The organism is Legionella spiritensis, assembly GCF_900186965.1.
In the GTDB taxonomy this organism is placed as follows: Bacteria; Pseudomonadota; Gammaproteobacteria; order Legionellales; family Legionellaceae; genus Legionella_C; species Legionella_C spiritensis.
On sequence record NZ_LT906457.1, the window covers coordinates 1,203,493 to 1,224,421 of the forward strand.

The following is a 20,929-nucleotide window of genomic DNA, read 5'->3' on the forward strand; positions in this document are numbered from 1 at the left end:
TGTCACCATGAGAGTAGAGCATCATCAGCACATTAATGAATATCGTGATGCCCTCGATCAGCGATGGTATCTTTTTTTGCGTGCCTGTGGTTTGTTTCCTGTCCTAATTCCTAACCATAATACTTCTATGGCGTTGTTATCGGAAATGAATCTGTCCGGAATTATTTTAAGCGGAGGAAACTCGCTGTCCACCCTCGGTGGTGATTCACCACAAAGGGACGAACTGGAAAAAACGTTGCTGGATTATGCGGTTTATGAGAAAAAACCGGTACTTGGTGTCTGCCGAGGTATGCAAATGATGCAAGCCTATTTTGATGTTTCTTTATTTCCCGTGGCAAATCATGTGGCTGTGCGCCATAATGTACGGTTTGCTGCAGGTCCGGATCGAAATGTGAACAGTTATCATGAATATGGTGCACGAGATTCCTCGGAGAGTCTGACTATTGATGCCAGAGCTGAAGATGGGGTGATCGAAGCCGTATCTCATGTTTCCTTACCTATCCGAGGTATTATGTGGCACCCCGAACGCGAACATATTTTTTCAGAGGAAGACATCAGACTTTTCAAGGATCATTTTCAATCATGAAGGACGAACTTATCCGGCTGATAAAAGAAACAGGAAATCGAATTACCGGGTTTCATGGAAACAAGACCTTTGCAATGAAAATAGATGCCTCTCCGTTAACAGAGGCTGATCGGGTCTCTCATGAGCATTTAACATCCTGCTTGCCCCGGATTAAAAATATCCCTGTATTATCTGAAGAGCATCCAATTGATTTTGACATGCGTAAAGATTGGCATGAATTCTGGCTGATTGATCCGCTTGATGGTACCAAGGAATTTATTAACGAACTGGATGATTTTTGTATCAATATTGCTTTGATTCAAGACCGGGAACCGGTGTTGGGTATAGTCTACGCACCAGTATTAAATGAACTTTATTATGCAGAAAAAAATAAGGGATTTGAATATTTTGGGCCTGTGTTGCAGCGAACTGATCGCCAAGACATTGTTGTAGCAACCAGTCGATTTCATCACTCACAGTTAACGGATGATTTTATGAGCCTGAATGGCTTGACAAATACTTATGCAATTGGTGCTGCGATTAAATTTGGCCGCATGGCGTTGGGATTGATAGACATTTATCCGAGATTTGAAGGGTCCAAGGAGTGGGATACCGCAGCCGGGCAGTTAATCATTAAGGAAGCGTCTTGTCGTATAATAGATTTAAAGACACAAGAAGAACCGCGTTACAATAAGTGCGATGTCAGAAATAATTTTTTTGTAGCGTATAATTCCTTACTTGATATCAAGCAATTTCAATTTCCGGATATGTCATGAGAGCAATTATTTTAGCGGCAGGACGCGGCAGTCGCATGGGTAAGCTGACCGATGAACAACCTAAATGCCTGACGGTAGTAAATGGAAGACCCCTGATAGAACATCAGATTAATGCGTTAACTGAGGCAGGTATTAAAGAAATTGCTATTGTGACTGGCTATCGTGATATTTGTTTGCAGAAATATGGAAACCATTTTTTTCATAACGAGGAATGGGCGCAGACTAATATGGTCTGGTCTTTAATGTGTGCAAGACCATGGCTTGATGAAGATAATTGTATTGTCAGTTATTCAGATATTTTTTATGGTTCTCAAATTGTACAAAATCTTATATCCTGTGATGACGATATTGCTATTGCCTATGATCCAAACTGGTATGAGTTATGGAGCAAGCGGTTTGCAAATCCTTTGGATGACGCGGAAACGTTTCGTCTTGATGAACGGAAATATCTTGTTGAAATTGGTCGAAAAACCGATTTTGTTGCGGATATTCAGGGTCAATATATGGGGTTGTTAAAGTTTAATAAAAATACTCTAAGTCATTATTTTATGGATAATACTGTCCCTTTCACAACTATTGACATGACATCTTTCTTACAACATTTAATAGTTAAACAAGTAAACATTAAGGCTGTTGCCAATTTTGAGGCGTGGGGTGAAATTGATCATCCTGAAGATATTGCAGTGTGTTGATACTTTGTTTCGCACATATGAAATGTCAATAGAACCTGATGTTTGGGTAAAATTATCAACAAAATTTAGCGGTGTTTATGATATATCTCTTATTGTTAATCGCATTTGTCGCTTTATTCGTTTTCATAATATTGCTGGATCCTTATGGTTTATATCGAGGCAGAACGGAAGAAAAGCGATTACCATACTATACGTGGCATCATTATAATGCTTTAAAGCAACATAAAAATGTTGATCTGGGGTTGCTAGGTTCTTCAGCTATTAATTATTATGATAAAAAAACCTTTTTAAACCATTATAAAAATATATTTTTTATGGGTGTCGAAAGCTCCAATATAAAAGAGCATTTAGCTTATGGCCGCCTGCTTTTCGACAAAAAACCCAGAAAAATCATATTTTTTTATACTTTTTATGCCTTGAATCCTGCCAGAGGCTTTCAGCTTGAATTTAAACCAAACATGGTAAAATACAACAATTTTTTTATTGATGTTTTTTATCAATATCTTAATAAAAGGGCTTTGAAGGATTCATGGCATTATTTTATTCATTTAATGAAACAAGGTTCCAATAATACAAAATTATTTTTTAATGATGGCAGGCGTACACAACTGCATTATTTGAACCGGTCCAATTATGTTTTTGATGACGTGCTGGCCGATTATATTGCGGCTATGTCTATTGATCCTCACTACTATAACAGCGAACGATTTAAAAATCCTGATTCATTAAATCAGGGGTTTGAGTTGATTAAACAATTTAAGGAAGACGCCGAAAATCTGGGAATCGAACTTCAATTTGTAGCGACCCCGGTATACCGAACCACTCTGGCTTTAAAATATTTTATGGGATTAGGAGAAACGTATGAACGATATCGTGAGGAAATGCTGAAAATCGGGGAATATATCGATTTGAATCTGGATATGGCATTTGTTTCAGATCCCCAAAACTGGTGGGATACGCACCATACACGGCGTGGTGAATATCTTAGTAGGATGATTGTAAACAATCTATATCTGGTCAACTCGAATAATCTTGAAGAGACAACCCGGTTGTTGCGTCCAACTGAGGAAGAAATAGCGCGAGTAGAAAAAATATTGGATGAATATAAACGCTGGGATTACATGAAAGAAAAAATAAACAAGCGAATTGAGTTGGTTCCTCCTATCCAGTAAAACCAGATAAAATATAAGGTGTTTGTAAAATTATGTATGAATACAATCCTTCGGAATTTACTTTTAAATCCTATAAGCGATTAATCGATATTGCGAAAAGAAGATTTGAGTTTGCCGATTATTCAAGCATTTATGGTAAAGACAGATTTTTACTATTAAGGCATGATATTGATTTTTCTCTCGAACATGCCGTAAACATTGCCAGAATTGAAAAAGATATGTCGGTACGATCAACGTTTTTTATTCATCTTCATAATGAATTCTACAATGCTCTGGATAGTTACTCCTTGCAGATAATGAAGGAAATATTGTCTTTAAACCACTCTATCGGATTGCATTTTGATATACATTATTACGATATAAAAAAATTGGAGCAATTGACATATTGGCTTGATTTTGAAAAGTCTATTTTGGAAAGTATTTTAAATATAAAAATACAAGTTTTTTCCTTTCATAATACCAATGAATTTACCATGAGTTTTGAAGATGATTCCTATGCGGGTATGACAAATACCTATTCGCATTACTTTAAAAATGAAGTGGATTACTGTTCGGATTCCAATGGTTACTGGCGGTACAGAAAACTGGAAGAGGTTCTGTTGGATGAGAATATTAACAAGCTCCAGGTTTTATTACACCCCGGCTGGTGGACCGAGCATGAAATGTTACCCAGGGAAAAAGTGGTTGATTATGCCAGTAAGAGAATGAACAGCAGTATTTCTAATTATGACCAAGCATTGATACACTATGGTCGATTGAATCTGGGGTAATGTTTTAAACATGAGATTATTAAGCAAGCTATTTAAAAAGCGCCGAAGTGTCGTGTTCTATCGACATAGCTATTATCATTTTTATTATTTGGCCAAAGCATTGCGTGCACGAGGTTGGGATGCCATTGTTGTCAATCTGGAGCCTGAGAATGGGGCTAACGCAAATTTTTATCATGGTGAAGATATTAATTTGTATGACGAGGATCCGATCGTATTTAAAGACAATATTTGTACTTTTTTTAAGAAAGCGAAAAAAAGATTTCAGTTAATGCATTTTGCCGGTGACGGGTATTTGTCTTTTTTTCCTGAAGATTGTTTTGATGAAAATCCAGGGGATATTCTGGAGTGGAAACGGTTAAATAAAAAAATTGCCTATACCATCAGTGGGTGTAATAGCGGTATTGCACAAAGCTCCATTTCCAAATGGTCGAAATGTGATAATGGTATGAGTGTCTGTGATCGTTGTATATGGCAGGATAATCAGGATGTCTGCAATGACACGAAAAATTTAAATTGGGGAAGAAAGGTTCAACGATATTGTGATCTGATATTTGCCGAGACGTTGCCGGCGCTTGATTACATGCAATCCGGGAATCATGTCTTTCGCGAACCGGTGACGCTATGTATGGATCCCGATGTCTGGGCTCCCGAGATGAAAATTCCCGATGAGCACATTATTGAGAAAAAAGACGGTGAAATTCTTGTTTATCACGCTGTGGGAAACCTTAACATCAGAAGCTCGGATACCAGAAATATCAAGGGTACTCCCTACGTGTTTGAAGCCATCGATCGCTTGAAAAACGAAGGTCATAACATTCGCCTTATTTTCTTTTCCAACAAACCGAATACTGTTATCAGGTACTATCAGGCTCAAGCGGATATTATTGTCGATCAGTTAAATTTTGGCCGTTATGGTGCAACAGCCAGAGAGGGCATGATGTTAGGTAAACCAGTCCTGTGTTATATGAACAAATTTGAGTATCAAAAAGAAGACAGGCTGCATTCAATAGAGGAGTGTCCCATTGTTTCAGCGACGGAACAGTCCGTTTATGATGAGTTAAAAAAGCTGGTGATTGATTCGGAGTTAAGAAGGGCCATTGGCAAGGAAAGTCGACAATATGCTTTAAAATGGCATAGTCAGGAAGCTTGTGCGGAACGATATGAAATGATATATGACGCATTATTCAGTAAAGGACGTACATTCTGGCAAGCACTCAAGCGTCAACAGAAACTTCTTGAACCACTATAAATTAATCAATTTCGCTGTCTTATCAGGGTGTGTCATCACGATAGACCCTATAGATGTAACAACTTCATGACCGGTATCAGTCATCAAAATAAGTTGTTCTCATTAATCCTGGCCATCAAAACCACATCAACAAACTCGTTGTTGATGAGAGCGGCCTTTTTTTGTATGCCTTCAATCTGAAAATTTGTTTTTTGATACGCTTTTATTGCCCGTACGTTATGACAAAAAACATGCAGGTATATTCTTTTTAAATGCAATTGATGAAATCCGAAATCAACCAGTTTGCTAACGGCCTCACTTCCATAACCTCGGCCATGATAATTGCGATCGCCAATTCTTATTTGCAGCTCCGCGTTTTTGTGTGCGGGATTGATATTTCGAAGAGAGCAGGTACCAATGAGTTTGTTGTCTTTATTGGCGATGATTGAAAACGTTTTGTTCTCGTCGTTTAACATAGTCCGCATGAACCATTGTTCATGATCCTTTTTTAAAACGGGTTTGTAATTACCATTGAGCAGTACTAATTCCCGGTCATTAATCCATTTAAAATAGTTTTCACTGTCTTCCTGCGCCGGCGAGCGAAGGGTTATCAGATTATCAGGCATAACCGTATTGTATAATAAATTCGTGATGCTCATCCTACCAGATATTTCAGCATTTGTTGATCATGTTCTCCGTGCATGACAAACATGGATAAAATTCAGTTTCTTGCTATTATATGTTATCTTCATGCGCCGGAACGCGATAGTTACAGGACGATACAGGATATTTATGACCATCTGTGCCATTCATCAGCCCAATTTTTTCCCCTGGCTGGGGTATTTTGACAAGATACGTCAGGCTGATGTGTTCATTTTTCTTGACGAGGTTGCTTATCCTAAAAGCGGCAGCGGTTCCGGTTCCTGGTGTAACCGAGTGAAATTAATGAATGCCGGGCAACCGGCCTGGTATGGGTTGCCGATTCAAAAGCAATCCGGTGTGCAATTCATTAAACATGTTTATTTCTCCAACAAAACCTATCATCTGGGCAAGCTTAAATCCTCATTACAACATAACTACAGGAAGGCGCCTTATTACCAGGAGGTTATGGAATTTGTTGAGCCGCTTTTGAATAATGAGACCGATTCGCTGGCTGAGTATAATATGCATGTGATTACCACACTGGCTGAACACCTGAATGTCAGTACTCGATTTATCAGGCAATCCGAACTTGTACATCAAAGCCACTCAACGGAACTGCTAATCGAATTAATCAAGCAAGTGGGCGCAGATACCTACCTGTGCGGCAATGGAGCCGATGGTTATCAGAATGACAATCTGTTTACAGAGCACAACATAAGACTACGTTACCAAAATTATAATCCTTTACAGGACGAATCGTTTAAGATGACTCAGGACGATGTACCGGGATTATCCATACTCCATTATTTATTTCATAAAGGAATTGGCTTTAAAGAACAGCCTGGAATTGCAAAAAATTTATCAATGACTGAATAAATAATGAAACCCGAGTTTTTTTAATTAACGTGATGAAGACAATATGACATTAAATATTCTTTTATTATGTAATAAGCCGAATGTAGGAAATGACGCCAACACTATCATTGATCATATTGAAGCGTTTGAACAATATTCCGGCCATAAAATCTGGCTGCTGTCCAATATGGGCGATATCAGCGTCAAGCTCGATTTAAACAAATTTGACGCCATCATCATTCACTATTCGCTTTGTATTCTAAATAATAATTACCTGTCGTTAAAGGCCAAGACTCGCCTGAGAGAATACAAGGGTTTAAAAATCATTTTTGTCCAGGACGAATACCGGCAAATCAATCACATGATCGAGCAGTTGCAATACCTGGATGTTGATGTTTTGTTTACCTGTTTTCCAAATGAGGAAATGGATCGGATTTATTCCCCAAAAGCTTTGCCGAAAGTGGCCAAATACAATAATTTGACCGGTTATATTCCTGAACGATTGCTGACCTTTTCCGAGCAACCCGCTATCAAAGACAGACCGATTCATGTCGGCTACAGAGGGCGCTGCTTGTCCTTCTGGTACGGTGAGCTGGGTTATGAAAAATGGAGTATTGCCGAGCACTGGAAACAGCATACGCAAGGACGAGGTATTCGTTCGGATGTTTCCTACCATGAACGAGACAGAATATACGGTAAAAAATGGATTGAGTTTTTGAGCAGTTGCAAGGCGACTTTAGGAGTTGAAAGCGGTGCCAGCGTGATGGATTTTACAGGCGATCTGGAAAAAATGATTGATCATTATCAGTTGACGCATCCAAAGGCGACCTTTCACGAGGTGCAGGATTTGTATCTGAAGGATTACGAAGGTAAATACAAACTTAATCAAATCTCACCCCGTTGTTTTGAAGCCATTGCCTTAAAAACGGCACTGGTGTTATATGAAGGGGAATATTCCGGGGTACTCAAGGCGGATCGCCACTATATTTCGTTAAAAAAAGATTTCAGCAACATCGAGGATGTTCTGGCCAGATTGCAGGATGATGATTATCTGCAGGATATGGTAGACAGAGCGTATAAAGAAATAGCGGAAAGTCCTCAACACACGTACAAGACGTTTATAGAATACGTAGATGGCATGATTACCCGGGAATTTCAATTACGGGCAAAAATGCAGGTCAGAAACGCGTATACGGCCGAACGATTTGTAAAAGACTGCAATTATTTTTCCCTGAAAGGCAAATTGTTTAAAGCCGCATTAAACACCTACCAAAAATTGCCGCCATCCCTGCGTTTATTGACTAAAGCGGTGCTGAGACCGGACTTCACTGCCCGTGCCATTAAGCGAAGGATATACAAACTGATAAAATAGAATTGTTGCGCTGTCCTCTTGCCAAGAAAAGGTACCTTTTATTTATGAGTAACAAACCTAATGTTTTATTCCTTGCCGATACGACACACCACACGGCTGCTGTGCAGGATCATATCCAGGCCATAACTTCAGGTGACAGGGTTCATTGGCATGTAATCAATCCTTTGGTTTGCAAGACTGTGGATAAACTCGATTTATCCCTGTTTGACGCCATTGGAATTCATTACTCTATAAAACCGTATAACCACTACTATTTGTCGGCCGGTTTGAAGCGAAAAATTTCCGAGTACTCGGGCGTTAAATTTTTATTTTTGCAGGATGAATATCAGCGGGTTAATCAGGTTCAGGATTATTTGTACGCCTTGAAATTTAATCTGTTGTTCACGTTGGTTAACCAGAGCATTATTGCGAAAGCCTATCCGGATCCCAGGTTGTGCGGTTTAAAAAAAGTAACGGTTTTAACCGGATATGTGCAAGAGAATATGAAGCAGTGGTCATCACCTGATATTGCCCAAAGACCTATTGACGTCTCCTATCGCGGCAGGCGTTGCGATTACTGGCTGGGGAGCCTTGCGTATGAAAAACAGTTTATCGCCGAGCAATTCGTCAGGAAAGCCGCTGACAAACATTTAAAGCTGGATATTAGTCTTGAGGAATCGGATAGGGTTTATGGTGACGCCTGGCTGACCCTGCTAAAAAATTCCAAAGCGGTTTTGGGCACGGAAAGCGGAGCCAGCATCTGGGATTTTGACCGCTCCATTGAAAAGCAAACCAACGCGTATCTCAGGAGACATAAAAACGCCGATTTTCCTGAAGTGTATGAACAGGTATTAAAACCCTACGACGGCAAGATATTATATAACGCAGTGTCACCCCGTGTTTTTGAAGCGGCCGCGACGAAAACGCCCATGATTCTGTTTCCGGGTGAATACAGTGGTGTTTGTAAACCGGATATTCATTACATCAAACTGGAAAAAGACTTTTCCAATATGGAAGAGGTTTGTGAAAAACTTAAGGATTATCAATTTTTACAACAATTGGCGGATAGAACTTATGCTACTCTGATAGAATCCAACGAGTACAGCCAGCACCAGTTTGCAAATATTGTGATGAGTGAAGTTCTTGAGCTAATTAAGACCGAGCGATATGAGAATAGCTCCGTTGTTGATACTTGCATAAAGGCAAATATTGCAAAAAATAATATTCTTAATTTGAGTAGACGTTCTATAACGGAATTAAGATTTATTATAGTTAATGGATTTCAAATATTATTTGATGGAAAATATTCATTATCAACCAAACTTATGAACTTGTTCAAAGGCTTTAAGCGTTATGCCTCTTATTTATCTCCAAGGTTAAAAAGAAAACATTTCACGCAAAAATAGTTTTTTGATTATATGAGTGATTTTTTTTTGCAAGCATGTTTTAATATAGAGAACAATGTGCTGTCGCGCTAGTTTATCTTTGGTTTGTTTTGAGTCCGAACGAATCAGTTATTTCTTGGATGTCATAAATTTCTTATCTGGTTTTTACGGAAGAATGGATGCTTATCCTCAAAATCGCAAATTTCGGAAAATTTATATGTTCAAGCGTATGATTCCTTTTCTATATTATTCTTAGGTTAAAATTTAATATGTGCGGTATTGTAGCAATAATTAATACAACAAACACAAATTCAGCGTTGTTTAATCAAATTCAACAAATGAATGAAATGCTGCACCATAGGGGGCCTGATGGCACTGGACTATGGAATTCTGATTGTAAAAAAGTTTATCTTGGACACAAGCGCCTATCAATCATTGATTTAAGTAATGCTGCCAATCAACCAATGATGTCATTCGATAAACAATACATAGTTGTTTTTAATGGAGAAATTTACAACTATAAGGAATTAAAAGATGATTGCATAAAAATGGGGAGTAAATTTTCAACTGTTTCTGATACAGAAGTACTTATAGAGGCATATCGGCATTGGGGTGACGATTGTTTCCTTAAGCTTAGAGGTATGTGGGCAATTATATTATTTGACATTAAACAAAATAAAGTGATTATCTCCCGTGATCCATTCGCTATTAAACCTTTGTATTATGGTTTTTTTCATGGCCATTTTTATTTTGCTTCAGAGCCTAAAGCACTAACTATTTTGTCAGATCATTTTAAGGAAGAAGACAAAATATCTTCACAACTCTTTTTAGATTATGGTTATCTGGAAAGGGATGAATGGACATTTTATAAAAATATTAAAAGATTTCCCCACGCACATTTTGCTGTAATAAATCTTAATCAGAATCACACCCAGTTAAATTTAACAAGATATTGGAAACCTAAATCTACTATTAACTATTCATTGTCATTTAAACAAGCAGCAAAAAAACTAAGAGAGCTTTTTATAGATTCCCTGCAATTGCATCTAAGGAGTGACGTACCTGTTGGAGCTTGCCTAAGTGGCGGTATAGATTCTTCGGCGATTGTTTGTATGGGTACTCGCTTATTAAATAGTGATAAATTTACAACCTTTACTTCCCAATATCCTCTCTACCAACATATTGATGAAACCAAATGGGCTCAGGAGGTGATCAATCATACCCAAGCGAAAGCCTATTTTACGGAGCCAACTAAAACTTTATTTAAGAACTCATTACAAGATCTGCTTTGGACTCAAGACGAACCGTTTGGTAGCATGAGTATATTTGCGCAATATTGTGTTTTTAAAAAAATTAAAGAAACAACGGTAAAGGTTGTATTAGATGGTCAGGGCGCCGATGAAATGTTGGCTGGATATATTGGCTATATACCTGTTTATTTTGATGAATTAGCAAAAAATGGAAAATTTATTTCCTTGACTAGGGAATTGCTGGCGTTTAAGGATATGAATATTCAGTTTGATGCTAAAAATAAAATAATTTCAGCGATAAAGAATAGTATTAAATGGAATAACAAATATTGCCATAATAAAAAAATTGATAATTTCTATAAAGATGAAATGGCATCTCGACTGTATAAAATATCCGATAATTTCAATAGTTTTGAAGAACAATTAGAAAATCTTCTTTGTGAATCGAATATTCCACAATTACTTCGTTATGAAGATAGAAACTCAATGAGGTTCTCTATTGAATCAAGAGTTCCATTTCTTAATATGGAATTAGTCGAGTTCGTTTTATCATTGCCTGCGAATTTTAGAGTCAGAAACGGATATACGAAAGCAGTACTAAGAGAAGCCCTGAAAGGAGTTATTCCAGAACAAGTTCGAAGTCGTGTTGATAAATTGGGCTTTCCTGCTCCTGATGTCCAATGGATGAATGAATGTTTTGGTATAAATGTACAAACTTCAGGAGGTCGTGAATGGCGTGAATTTATTTACAAACGGTGGGGTGAAATGAAAAACAAAACGGCAGTTAGTTGTTTTGATTTTTCTTAATCATATGATTATTAAAGTTAATTATCTATAAACTCAGGTTAGTAAATGATTCATAATTTGAGCGTGCTATTGTTAAAAAAATCATAATGTTATTTTATAATAATTTAAATATAAAAAAACGGAGTTTTAGAAATGCTTGTAAGCTATAAAGATGCTGAATATTGGGTGGGTCATAATGTTACGAATCATCATAAATTTTCAACAGTTGATGAATCTCTACAATATCTGAGCTGGAGAAATTCTCAATATTATAGATATGATACTTTGATGTCTACCGAAGGATATGACGATCAAGTTATAATTGATTATGGGTGTGGCCCAGGGCACGATTTGGTAGGACTCGGACATTATTCAAAACCAAAAAAATTATATGGACTGGATGTTTCTACTACCTCTTTGGAAGAAGCAAAATCACGATTAAATTTGCATGGCATTAATGCGGACTTAATCCAGATAAGTGCAAATGACAAGCGATTACCATTTGAAGATAATTCTGTAGATTATATACATTCCTCCGGAGTCTTGCATCATATTCCAAACTACCTCGAAGTCTTAAAGGAGTTCAAAAGAATATTAAAGCCGGATGGAACTATAAAGATTATGGTTTATAATTACAATAGCATATGGTTGCATTTATATGTGGCTTATATAAAACAAATAGTTGAAAATATCGGCCAAAATGAAGCGATCGAGCACGTTTTTAGTAAAACCACAGATGGTCCAGATTGCCCTACATCTTATGTTTTTAAACCCGATGAATTTATATCTATTTGTAGTGAAATAGGATTGTCCTGCAATTTTTTAGGTGCAGCAATCTCAATATTTGAATTATCATTGTTGCCCAAGCGATTCGATGCAATAATGGATTTGAGATTCCCTAAACAACATCGCGATTTTTTATTATCATTAAGTTTTGATCAACATGGGTGTCCATTATATGAAAATGATGTTGCAGGCATAGATGCCTGTTATTTGATACACAAGTCATAATAATTTAAAAGAATATTTTTAAATAAGATGAAAAGGAAGATTGCTGCTGCAGGATTATTTTCCTTATTGAGAGAGTTATGAAATGGTTAAAGATAATGGAATAAATGATCTAATTGATGCTGTGGTAATGTTAACAGGCTCCAATTGGAAAACGGAGCTTAGAAGCAATCGGTATCATTATGCTTCGAGATTTGCAAAGAATTTGCCGGTTATTTTCATACAGCCTGATCTGGATGAAGAAACATTCCATTATGAAGAAACCGAGTTAGATAATGTGGTTGTTTTGCATGTGTATAGTAATTATTATAGCCAATTGCAATCTGAATTAATAATTAACGCCTTGAATTCTAAAAATATTATTGCTCCCTTGTTATGGATATATAATCCCTATTTGCTAAATATAGTCAGACAATTATATTCTCCTTATAAAATTTTTCATGCTACTGAAGACTATTTTTCTCTTCAATATCAAGCCATTTTACCAATTTATTTTCAAAATTCATTGGTTTCTGTAATTAACATTGTTGATGAAGTAATCTGTGTATCATCTGGAGTAATGTCTAGTCTTTTAAATAAAAATATAAAATGGAAAGATAAAGTTCGACTAATTACTAATGGGTGCGATTTTGAGTTTTATAATGAAAAAAAATCAGACGTTAAAAAAGAATATGGAAAAGGTAAAGTTGCTTTTTATCAAGGTAATATTTTTGATAAATTAGATTTTGAGTTATTAAACGGCGTTGTGAAAAAATTGCCTGAATGGACATTTCAATTTTGCGGGAAAGTTCTAAATGAAAGTGAGGAGTGGAATAGAGTCCTGGCTAATGACAATGTTGAATATCTTGGATTGTTAACTCCAGAGGAATTAAGAGAAGTGGCTCATCAAGCAACTATAGGTCTTATTCCTTTTAAAAAAACAGATTATTTATACAGATCATTTCCTTTAAAAGCATTTGAATACATAGCCTGTTCACTCCCTGTTGTTAGCACACCTATTGAAGAACTTTATAAGTATGAAGATGTTTTTCTGTTTGCTGATAATGTGGATGAATTTGTTAATCAGATATTGTTGGCTGAAATACGGAGTCATGACAGTTACTTTCTTAATAAATCAGCTGAACTGGCTTCTCAAAATTCATACGATAAAAAATTTCAGAAATTAATTGAAGGTATAAAGGACAATATAACAAATCGCATAACTAAAATATCTGGTAAATCTAATATATTATTCTTATATGAATCTAAAAGCTTGCACATAAATACCATAAAAACACATCTTGAAAGTTATGGTAAATTTTCTAGTCATAATGTTTTCTATGCTAGTGCAACAGAAGACTTGGATATAGTACCTGATTTATTCTGTTTTGATGCAATAATTATTCATTATTCTTTAAGATTATCGCTTAAGGATGGTAATTGGACTATTTCTCAGCGCGTAAGATCGTTATTAATGAATTACGGTGGTTTAAAAATCGCATTTATTCAGGATGAATATGATACTACGAATATTGCTATAAACTGGTTGAAAGATTTAGGTGTTCAGGTTGTTTTTACTTGTGTGCCTGAAAAATACATTAGGCAAGTATACCCGAGTAAAGAACTGCCAAATGTCCATTTTATCAATAATCTAACAGGTTATGTACCTGATGAGCTTGTCGACTACCCAGTTATGCCCTTAAATAAAAGAGAAGTTGTCATAGCATATCGCGGACGAAGTTTGCCATTTTGGTATGGTGATCTTGGCCAGGAAAAAGAATTCATTGGGAAAAAAATGAAGGAAATATGCTTGGAAAACAATATCAAGGAGGATATCGAGTGGGATGACTCCAAGCGAATTTATGGTGGTTCATGGTACGAGTTCATTGCATCGGCGAAAGCAACTCTTGGTACTGAAAGTGGATCGAATGTTATAGATTTTCATGGGGATTTGCATGTGGATGTGGCTAATTATTTGGCTAATAATCCTGGTGCTGATTACCAAGAAATATACAATTTATTTTTAAAGGAAAATGATGGCCAAGTAAAAATGAATCAAATATCACCTAAAATTTTTGAAGCAATTTGTTTGCATACTGCATTAATTTTATTTGAAGGTGAATATTCTGGTGTCATAGAGCCATATAAGCATTTTATTCCCCTCAAAAAAGATTTCTCTAACATTAATGATGTCTTATCTAAAGTGAATGATGACAAATATTTACTTGATCTAACATGTCGCGCTTATGAGGATATTATCGCCAGCGGAAAATATAGTTATCGTACCTTTGTTAAGCTAGTTGACTCAACTATTGATTCTTTTATCCCAAAAGGGCGTAACCTTAATGTTGAGGGTGTCAGTAAGGTACCTTATAACGTTGAAGAACTGGAAAATAGGTTATTTAAAGAAAAAATATCAGAAGAGAAGAATTTGATAAATACGGAATTAGTCAGCACAGAACCAGCAACTAAGTCGCCAATTTCCGAGATAATTTTTTTGATTGCTATGAGATTAAACTCTAATATGGTATTAAGAAAAATAAAATTAATTACTACCCGTAAAATCAAGATATTTAATCCATTGTTGCGTAAATTAAAAAACAAGATAATCAGTTGAAATTGTGTAAGTAAATTCCAGGGTCTGTAAATAATTTGGGGGAAAGGTCAAGTATATAATCGCCTATTTTCAGACAGGCATTAAAGAAGAGACAAACTATGACTCATGATATAGATGAATTGGCCCAGGAAATAGCCAAGACGTGTAAAACGCAAGAAGACTTCACTGAGTTTTTTAAACAGCTAAAGCGTCGAGGCTTAGATGCTGAGCTATCCGGAGAACTTACGCATCGTTTAGGTCAATACAGCTTACTACTATCAGCCGGCAATAGATAAGGATGAAGCGGTGATAAGGGAATTGCTAACCATAACCGTGCGTTATCCGCGTGGCTCTGCTTTAAAATCACACAAGAACGTGCTCTGTTGTTGTGTCAGGGTTCAAAGCTGCGATGACTATGGTGAGAGCAAAATCCAGATTTATTAAATATAATTAATTGGTCATATTTTCATGCCAGAACTTTTTATATAACAGAAGTAAAATATCCTTTTACCTTTCTAAATCGTTTCAAGCCTGAAAAATAGAATAACGAAGCCAGGATTAAAACATAGAGTAAACTCCAGAGTAAATTAGCAGGTATCGTATGGTATACCAGCGGTTGCCTGAAACCTTCTGTCAGAATATAAAACGGGTTGATCATAGAGGCCATACGAATGGGTTTCGGCATAGATTCCAATGTGTAAAAAATCGGTGAAACAAACAGAATCATCATTAGTATGTTGGGTAATACAATAGCCAAATCTCTTAAAAAGACAGTTATTGCAGAAAGAAAAAATCCTAGCCCGAACATAAAAAAATACATAATTAAAATCACCGGGATCACCATGAGAGCTTCCAGTGTTGGGGTGTTTCCGTCAAAAAACATAATGATAGCCAGAAAAAACAGGCTGACAATCAGTGGCACGATTGAAATTAAAACGGATGAAACAGGTAGTATTTCCGTTTTAAGCGCCATGTTTTTAACAATGCCTGTATTTGAAATAATGGAGTTTGAAGAATTGAGCAATCCCTCGCTGATGGCAAGCCAGGGACCGTAACCGCTGATAAGCCAGACCACGTATGATAAGGTCGTGCTTGCTCCGGGTAATTTGGCGCGATAGACAAATCCGAATATAAACGTGAAAATGCTTAGCATAATAATGGGATTAAGTATGGCCCATATACCACCAAGGGTGGAGGCAAGATATCGATCTTTAAGATTGATTTTAAAGAAATTAAAAATCATTCTGTAATCAGTTCTATCGAATCCGAACATACCGGAAAATCCTCTTTGGCTAACGTTATTTGTGCCGGATAGTCGAGCAATGGAAATCCGCCACTGGGTATATGATTGTTTCTGATCTCAAAAAAACGGGAAAAACGACTTGTAATGGCATCATTTTCACACACTTGAAGCTTCAACTGATAATAACCTTTGTTGAAAACGAGTGATTCGAGTGCGAGTTGCAGGATGAACGTTTCACTCTCTTTCGTTGCAGACAGGGTTTGCAACTCGTAGTCCTGATGATGGAGGGTTAACCCATCAATACGCTCGATGATAACTGTCAATCGGGCATTGCTGGGCAAGACCTGTTGAATAGTTATATCCATGACGAAACTGTCTTTGGTGTAAAAAAGATTTTGAGCATAATCACTGCCGGAGAGTTTTAATTCCGCATTGATAATTTTATACCCGGCTTGCTCCAGGGTATCACAAGTTGCCAGTTGGTATTGCTTGATTTCGGCCTGTTCGTCTTCCTCCCTGATTTTCTGCAAATAGGCTTTTGTGACTTTATCAGGGGCGTCATCCATGATGATTTCCCCTTTTTCCATCCACAGGCAGCGAGTACACATGGACTCTATAGTTCCCATGGAATGGGAAACCAGTATGACAATTTTTCCTTTCTTGCAAATTTCCCTGATTTTTTTTGTTGCCTTGTTGGCAAAAAAGACGTCTCCGGCTGACAGCGCTTCATCAATAATTAAAATTTCCGGTTCAATTTCGACAAGCATCGAAAACGCAAGTCGGGATTTCATACCGGTGGAATAGGTTTTTATGGGTTTGTCTATGAAGTCATCCAGTTCGGAAAATGCAATGATACGATCAATGACACTGTTCATTTCCTCACGTGATTTCCCCTGGATTTCACCATCCAGATAAATATTTTCTCGTCCGGTCAGATCTTCTCGCAAGCCGATACCAAGCGTCATGACAGCCGTTACCTTGCCGATGATATTGACTTTACCGTGGGTCTGGCTGGCAATTCCGGCAATTATGGACAGTAATGTCGACTTTCCTGCGCCATTGCGTCCGATAATGCCGACTGTTTCACCGGATTGCAGCGTCAGATTAATATTGTTGAGAGCGACTTTATCCTGTCCATCGGAAGGCTCATTATTCGTATTTTTATTATGGAGTACGTCGTGCAGACGGCGATAAAATATTTTTGATAAGCGGATGATTTCAATTTCAGGCGTTTGCATGAGAGGGCCTCTTCACATCTTCTCGCCAGGGTAACTTGATCATAGCTCGGGAAGGTTCCCCCTTTACCTGAATTTTTATGCCATTTCCGTAAGTCCAGCTGCGGCCATCCAATTGTAAACTGTCTACGTTGCTATCCAGGGATTTTAAAAACAGGTTTAAATAATAGTCTCCGGTGACCAGCGGCAGTTTTTTAATGGTTATTATGACGTGGTTAAGGCCGGGGTGACAATCCAGTGTGACATAGTTTTCATTAAGCAAAATCAACTCCCATCCATAACCGCTTCGGAATAACTCTATGGAATAATTGACTGCCAGAGGTACCGGTTTCTTCAGGTCTATAGCAAATTTAATTTCGCAGTCCTCGCCACTTTCCATAGTGTAGCCGTTCGGGTTGCTGATGATTTCAGCGTATTCTTTTGTGGGAACCGGCAGGTTTAAGTATTGCTGTACGATATTTTCAGATGGACCGCTGGAAATAACATGGCCTTTATCAAGAATATAAGAGGTTTCACAGAGCTTAAGCACAGCCGTCCAATCGTGAGTGACCAGAATGCCCGATGCCCCGTTGGTGAATCGCTCACGCAGGCGTTTCCAGCATTTGGCCTGAAAATGCTCATCACCAACCGACAGCAGTTCATCAACCAGATAAATTTCATGTTGGAGTTCTGTTGACGTGGCGAAGAAAAGTCTGGCGCACATGCCGGATGAGTAGGAATACATGGGGTTATGAAAGTCATCTCCCAGTTCGGAAAATTCCTTGATGTTTTCAATAAGGGTCTGGCGACGTGTTTTATCAATGCCATAGATTTCCAGAAAGCGGCTGGCATAGGAATAACCGGTTAACTGGTTGTTGCCTAACCCACCCATTTCAAACAGGCTGCTCACATCACCGGATACTTTGACCACGCCTGTTGTCGGGGCGTAGACGCCGCCGAGCACTCTTAAAAGAGTGCTTTTTCCGGCTCCGTTTCGTCCAAGGATACCGACAAATTTTCCCTTGGGAATATCCAGACTAATATTATGGAGGGCTTTGAAAGAATTGAATTGTTTCATCTTATCCCGGAAGATTATCCGCCAGTTTAATTGATCATCAATAATGTAAAACTCTTTCGACAAGTCCTCACAACTTAAAGCGATATCCCGACCTATCCTATTCATTAATGATGCTCTATAACCTTTAAGATGAACGATTCATATCAGGGCACGCGCTCTGTCCTCGCCGATAGATGATAATTGTTAAGCAAGACGTTGTCTATTAATTTTAAGGACAAGAATTTTCAGGAGACAGGTAATTGGCTGTAACGTCATTTTGAAATGATGTGTTATGGAGGCGATATTTGACCAACAAAGCACTGATTGCTATTATCTCACCACTTTGATAGGCGCGTGTATGATTTATCAAAAGCATGTCTTACCCGTTTTAAGTATAAGAATTAAAGGAATATCTATCTATGTGTGGTATCGCGGGAATTTTTAATCGCAAGGCCGCTGCCGTTGAACAGCTTGAGAAAAAGCTGCAGGTTATGAACAAGCTGATTGCCCATCGGGGTCCTGATGATGAGGGTATATGGACCAGCAAGTCCAGAACGTTAGGTCTGGCACACCGTCGTTTAAGCATCATTGACTTGTCGCAGCACGCCCATCAGCCGATGCTGGCGCCGACGGGGGATGTGATTGTTTATAACGGTGAGATTTATAACCATGTTGAATTGCGGCATGCGCTTAAAGATCACTGGACGTTTACTACCCGCTCCGATACGGAAGTTATTCTGGCTGCTTACAAAGTCTACGGCGTTGATTGCGTCAAGCATTTCAAGGGCATGTTTGCTTTCGCTATCTGGGATGGTGAAAAATTATTCTGTGCCCGGGATCATTTCGGTATCAAACCTTTTTATTATACGGAACAGGACGGCACTTTTTATTTCGCGTCCGAAAGCAAGGCGTTACTGCCGTTTTTACCGTCGATAAAAACGGAACGGCAATCGTTTGCCGAATACATCACTTTTCAATATCCCATGGGTGATCGCACGCTGTTTCGCGGCGTTCATCAACTCGAACCCGCCCACGCCATGTTAATTACGCCGGAAGGCCAACGGGTCTGGCGGTTCTGGGATGTTCATTACCATATTGATTATGATCACACACCGGCTTATTTTTCCCAAAAGCTGGAAGAAATACTGCATGAGTCGGTGAAATTGCATACCAGGGCGGATGTGGATATCGGAGCGTACGTGAGCGGTGGGGTGGATTCCAGCCTGATTGGTATTCTTGCCACTCAGCAAGTCGGTAAAGCGATACCGTTTTTTCACGGCCGCTTTCTGGAAGACAAGGCTTACGATGAAAGCGAGTATGCCGGGTATGCGGCGCAATTGTGCGGCACGCCATTGCAGGTACGCGACATCACCGCCCAGAATTTTGCCGATACGTTCCGTAAAATTATTTATCACCTCGATTTCCCCGTGGCAGGCCCGGGTGTCTTCCCCCAATACATGGTTTCGGAAATGGCGTCGAAACAAGTCAAAGTGGTTTTGGGAGGTCAGGGCGGCGATGAAATTTTTGGTGGTTATGCCCGCTATGTGATCGCCTATTTCGAGCAGTGTATCAAGGCGGCCATTGAGGGGAATTATAAAAAAGGCAATTTTGTGGTCACGGCGGAATCGATTATCCCCAATCTGGAAGTATTACATGCCTATAAACCGTTGCTGAAACGTTTCTGGAGCCATGGATTGTTTGAGCCGCTGGAAAAACGTTACTTTACTCTGGTGGATCGCGGTATGGATCTGGATGGTGAAGTCACGCTGAGCGCCGCCGAGAAAGAGCACGTTTATAATGAATTCATCGAAGTGTTTAACATGGCCAAATTTGAACGGGCGGAATCGTATTTTGACAGTATGACGCATTTTGATTTCAAGTGCCTCTTGCCCAGCCTGCTTCATGTGGAAGATCGGGTGAGTATGGCCCATGGTTTGGAGGCGCGGGTTCCATTCCTGTATTACCCCCTAATCGAATTTGCAGCCACGGTTCCGGCCAATGTGAAATTCGCGGATGGCCGCATGAAACATATGCTGAAACAAACGTTTGCCAATCTTTTGCCCACCCAAATTGTTAACCGCAAGGACAAGATGGGCTTTCCCGTTCCATTAAACGAATGGATCCGAGGGGATTTAAAAGAGTTTGTTTATGATATATTGCACACCGGACTGGCCAGGAAAGACAGTTTTATTGATTACCGGCGTATCATCGACACCATTGAGGATACGGGTAAATTCAGCCGTAAGGTCTGGGGCTTTTTGTGCTATGAAATGTGGCAGCAGGTCTTTCATGATCAGGCACAGCATTATAGAAACTTACTAAATCATAATCATGAATACGCAACCATAGGAGAATAGTGA

Annotated in this window: 17 protein-coding genes and 1 pseudogene; 14 read left to right on the top strand and 4 right to left on the bottom strand. The window is 38.4% G+C overall.

What is annotated here, in order from left to right:
- Positions 1 to 7: 7 nt before the first annotated feature.
- The 6 genes from CKW05_RS05545 (at position 8) to CKW05_RS05570 (ending at position 5,224) form a co-directional block, all read left to right on the top strand.
- Entirely contained in the window at positions 8 to 586 is a 579-nt protein-coding gene (locus tag CKW05_RS05545) for a gamma-glutamyl-gamma-aminobutyrate hydrolase family protein (protein ID WP_133141185.1), read from the top strand.
- A 74-nt stretch (positions 587 to 660) separates the two neighbouring features.
- A complete protein-coding gene (locus CKW05_RS05550; protein ID WP_157737711.1) occupies positions 661 to 1,341 on the top strand; it encodes a 3'(2'),5'-bisphosphate nucleotidase CysQ family protein in 681 nt (226 codons plus the stop codon).
- Positions 1,338 to 2,033, top strand: coding sequence for a phosphocholine cytidylyltransferase family protein (locus tag CKW05_RS05555; RefSeq protein ID WP_058483779.1), 696 nt, complete (start codon positions 1,338 to 1,340; stop codon positions 2,031 to 2,033). The genes CKW05_RS05550 and CKW05_RS05555 overlap by 4 nt, the downstream gene beginning before the upstream one ends.
- Before the next feature lie 77 nt (positions 2,034 to 2,110).
- Positions 2,111 to 3,205, top strand: coding sequence for a hypothetical protein (locus CKW05_RS05560; protein WP_058483778.1), 1,095 nt, complete (start codon positions 2,111 to 2,113; stop codon positions 3,203 to 3,205).
- Between the two features lie 32 nt (positions 3,206 to 3,237).
- On the top strand, positions 3,238 to 3,975 hold the full coding sequence (locus CKW05_RS05565; RefSeq protein WP_058483777.1) for a polysaccharide deacetylase family protein: 738 nt from the start codon (positions 3,238 to 3,240) through the stop codon (positions 3,973 to 3,975).
- A gap of 10 nt (positions 3,976 to 3,985) precedes the next feature.
- Complete coding sequence (locus tag CKW05_RS05570; protein ID WP_058483776.1) at positions 3,986 to 5,224, top strand: glycosyltransferase; 1,239 nt, start codon at positions 3,986 to 3,988, stop codon at positions 5,222 to 5,224.
- 83 nt (positions 5,225 to 5,307) lie between these two features.
- Here CKW05_RS05570 and CKW05_RS05575 read toward each other — a convergent pair whose 3' ends face one another.
- Positions 5,308 to 5,862, bottom strand: coding sequence for a GNAT family N-acetyltransferase (locus CKW05_RS05575; protein WP_058483775.1), 555 nt, complete (start codon positions 5,860 to 5,862; stop codon positions 5,308 to 5,310).
- Positions 5,863 to 5,995: 133 nt separating this feature from the next.
- Between CKW05_RS05575 and CKW05_RS05580 the strand changes: the two genes are divergently transcribed.
- The 7 genes and pseudogenes from CKW05_RS05580 to CKW05_RS15300 form a co-directional block, all read left to right on the top strand.
- On the top strand, positions 5,996 to 6,721 hold the full coding sequence (locus CKW05_RS05580; protein WP_058483774.1) for a WbqC family protein: 726 nt from the start codon (positions 5,996 to 5,998) through the stop codon (positions 6,719 to 6,721).
- Between the two features lie 43 nt (positions 6,722 to 6,764).
- The gene (locus CKW05_RS05585; protein WP_058483773.1) at positions 6,765 to 8,072 is read left to right on the top strand and encodes a hypothetical protein; all 1,308 of its coding nucleotides are present in this window, start codon (positions 6,765 to 6,767) and stop codon (positions 8,070 to 8,072) included.
- 44 nt (positions 8,073 to 8,116) lie between these two features.
- On the top strand, positions 8,117 to 9,457 hold the full coding sequence (locus CKW05_RS05590; RefSeq protein ID WP_058483772.1) for a hypothetical protein: 1,341 nt from the start codon (positions 8,117 to 8,119) through the stop codon (positions 9,455 to 9,457).
- A 248-nt stretch (positions 9,458 to 9,705) separates the two neighbouring features.
- Entirely contained in the window at positions 9,706 to 11,493 is a 1,788-nt protein-coding gene (asnB, locus tag CKW05_RS05595) for an asparagine synthase (glutamine-hydrolyzing) (protein ID WP_058483771.1), read from the top strand.
- A gap of 132 nt (positions 11,494 to 11,625) precedes the next feature.
- Positions 11,626 to 12,483: a class I SAM-dependent methyltransferase gene (locus CKW05_RS05600; protein WP_058483770.1), complete on the top strand. Its 858-nt coding sequence runs from the start codon at positions 11,626 to 11,628 to the stop codon at positions 12,481 to 12,483.
- An 82-nt stretch (positions 12,484 to 12,565) separates the two neighbouring features.
- On the top strand, positions 12,566 to 15,076 hold the full coding sequence (locus CKW05_RS05605) for a glycosyltransferase (RefSeq protein ID WP_058483769.1): 2,511 nt from the start codon (positions 12,566 to 12,568) through the stop codon (positions 15,074 to 15,076).
- Between the two features lie 98 nt (positions 15,077 to 15,174).
- A pseudogene (locus tag CKW05_RS15300) lies at positions 15,175 to 15,315 on the top strand (IS256 family transposase); the annotation flags it as partial.
- A gap of 221 nt (positions 15,316 to 15,536) precedes the next feature.
- Here the strand turns inward: CKW05_RS15300 and CKW05_RS05610 are convergent.
- Genes CKW05_RS05610 through CKW05_RS05620 form a run of 3 tightly spaced genes read right to left on the bottom strand, consistent with a single transcriptional unit; the run spans position 15,537 to position 18,695 of the window.
- Entirely contained in the window at positions 15,537 to 16,298 is a 762-nt protein-coding gene (locus CKW05_RS05610) for an ABC transporter permease (protein WP_197697353.1), read from the bottom strand.
- Positions 16,295 to 17,536, bottom strand: a complete 1,242-nt coding sequence (locus CKW05_RS05615; protein ID WP_058483767.1) for an ABC transporter ATP-binding protein — start codon at positions 17,534 to 17,536, stop codon at positions 16,295 to 16,297. Before CKW05_RS05615 ends, CKW05_RS05610 begins: the two co-directional genes overlap by 4 nt.
- A complete protein-coding gene (locus CKW05_RS05620) occupies positions 17,523 to 18,695 on the bottom strand; it encodes an ABC transporter ATP-binding protein (RefSeq protein ID WP_065238408.1) in 1,173 nt (390 codons plus the stop codon). The genes CKW05_RS05615 and CKW05_RS05620 overlap by 14 nt, the downstream gene beginning before the upstream one ends.
- A gap of 293 nt (positions 18,696 to 18,988) precedes the next feature.
- Between CKW05_RS05620 and asnB (CKW05_RS05625) the strand changes: the two genes are divergently transcribed.
- Positions 18,989 to 20,926 (top strand): asparagine synthase (glutamine-hydrolyzing), encoded by a 1,938-nt coding sequence (gene asnB, locus CKW05_RS05625; RefSeq protein WP_058483765.1) that lies wholly within the window; start codon positions 18,989 to 18,991, stop codon positions 20,924 to 20,926.
- Positions 20,927 to 20,929 lie beyond the last annotated feature (3 nt).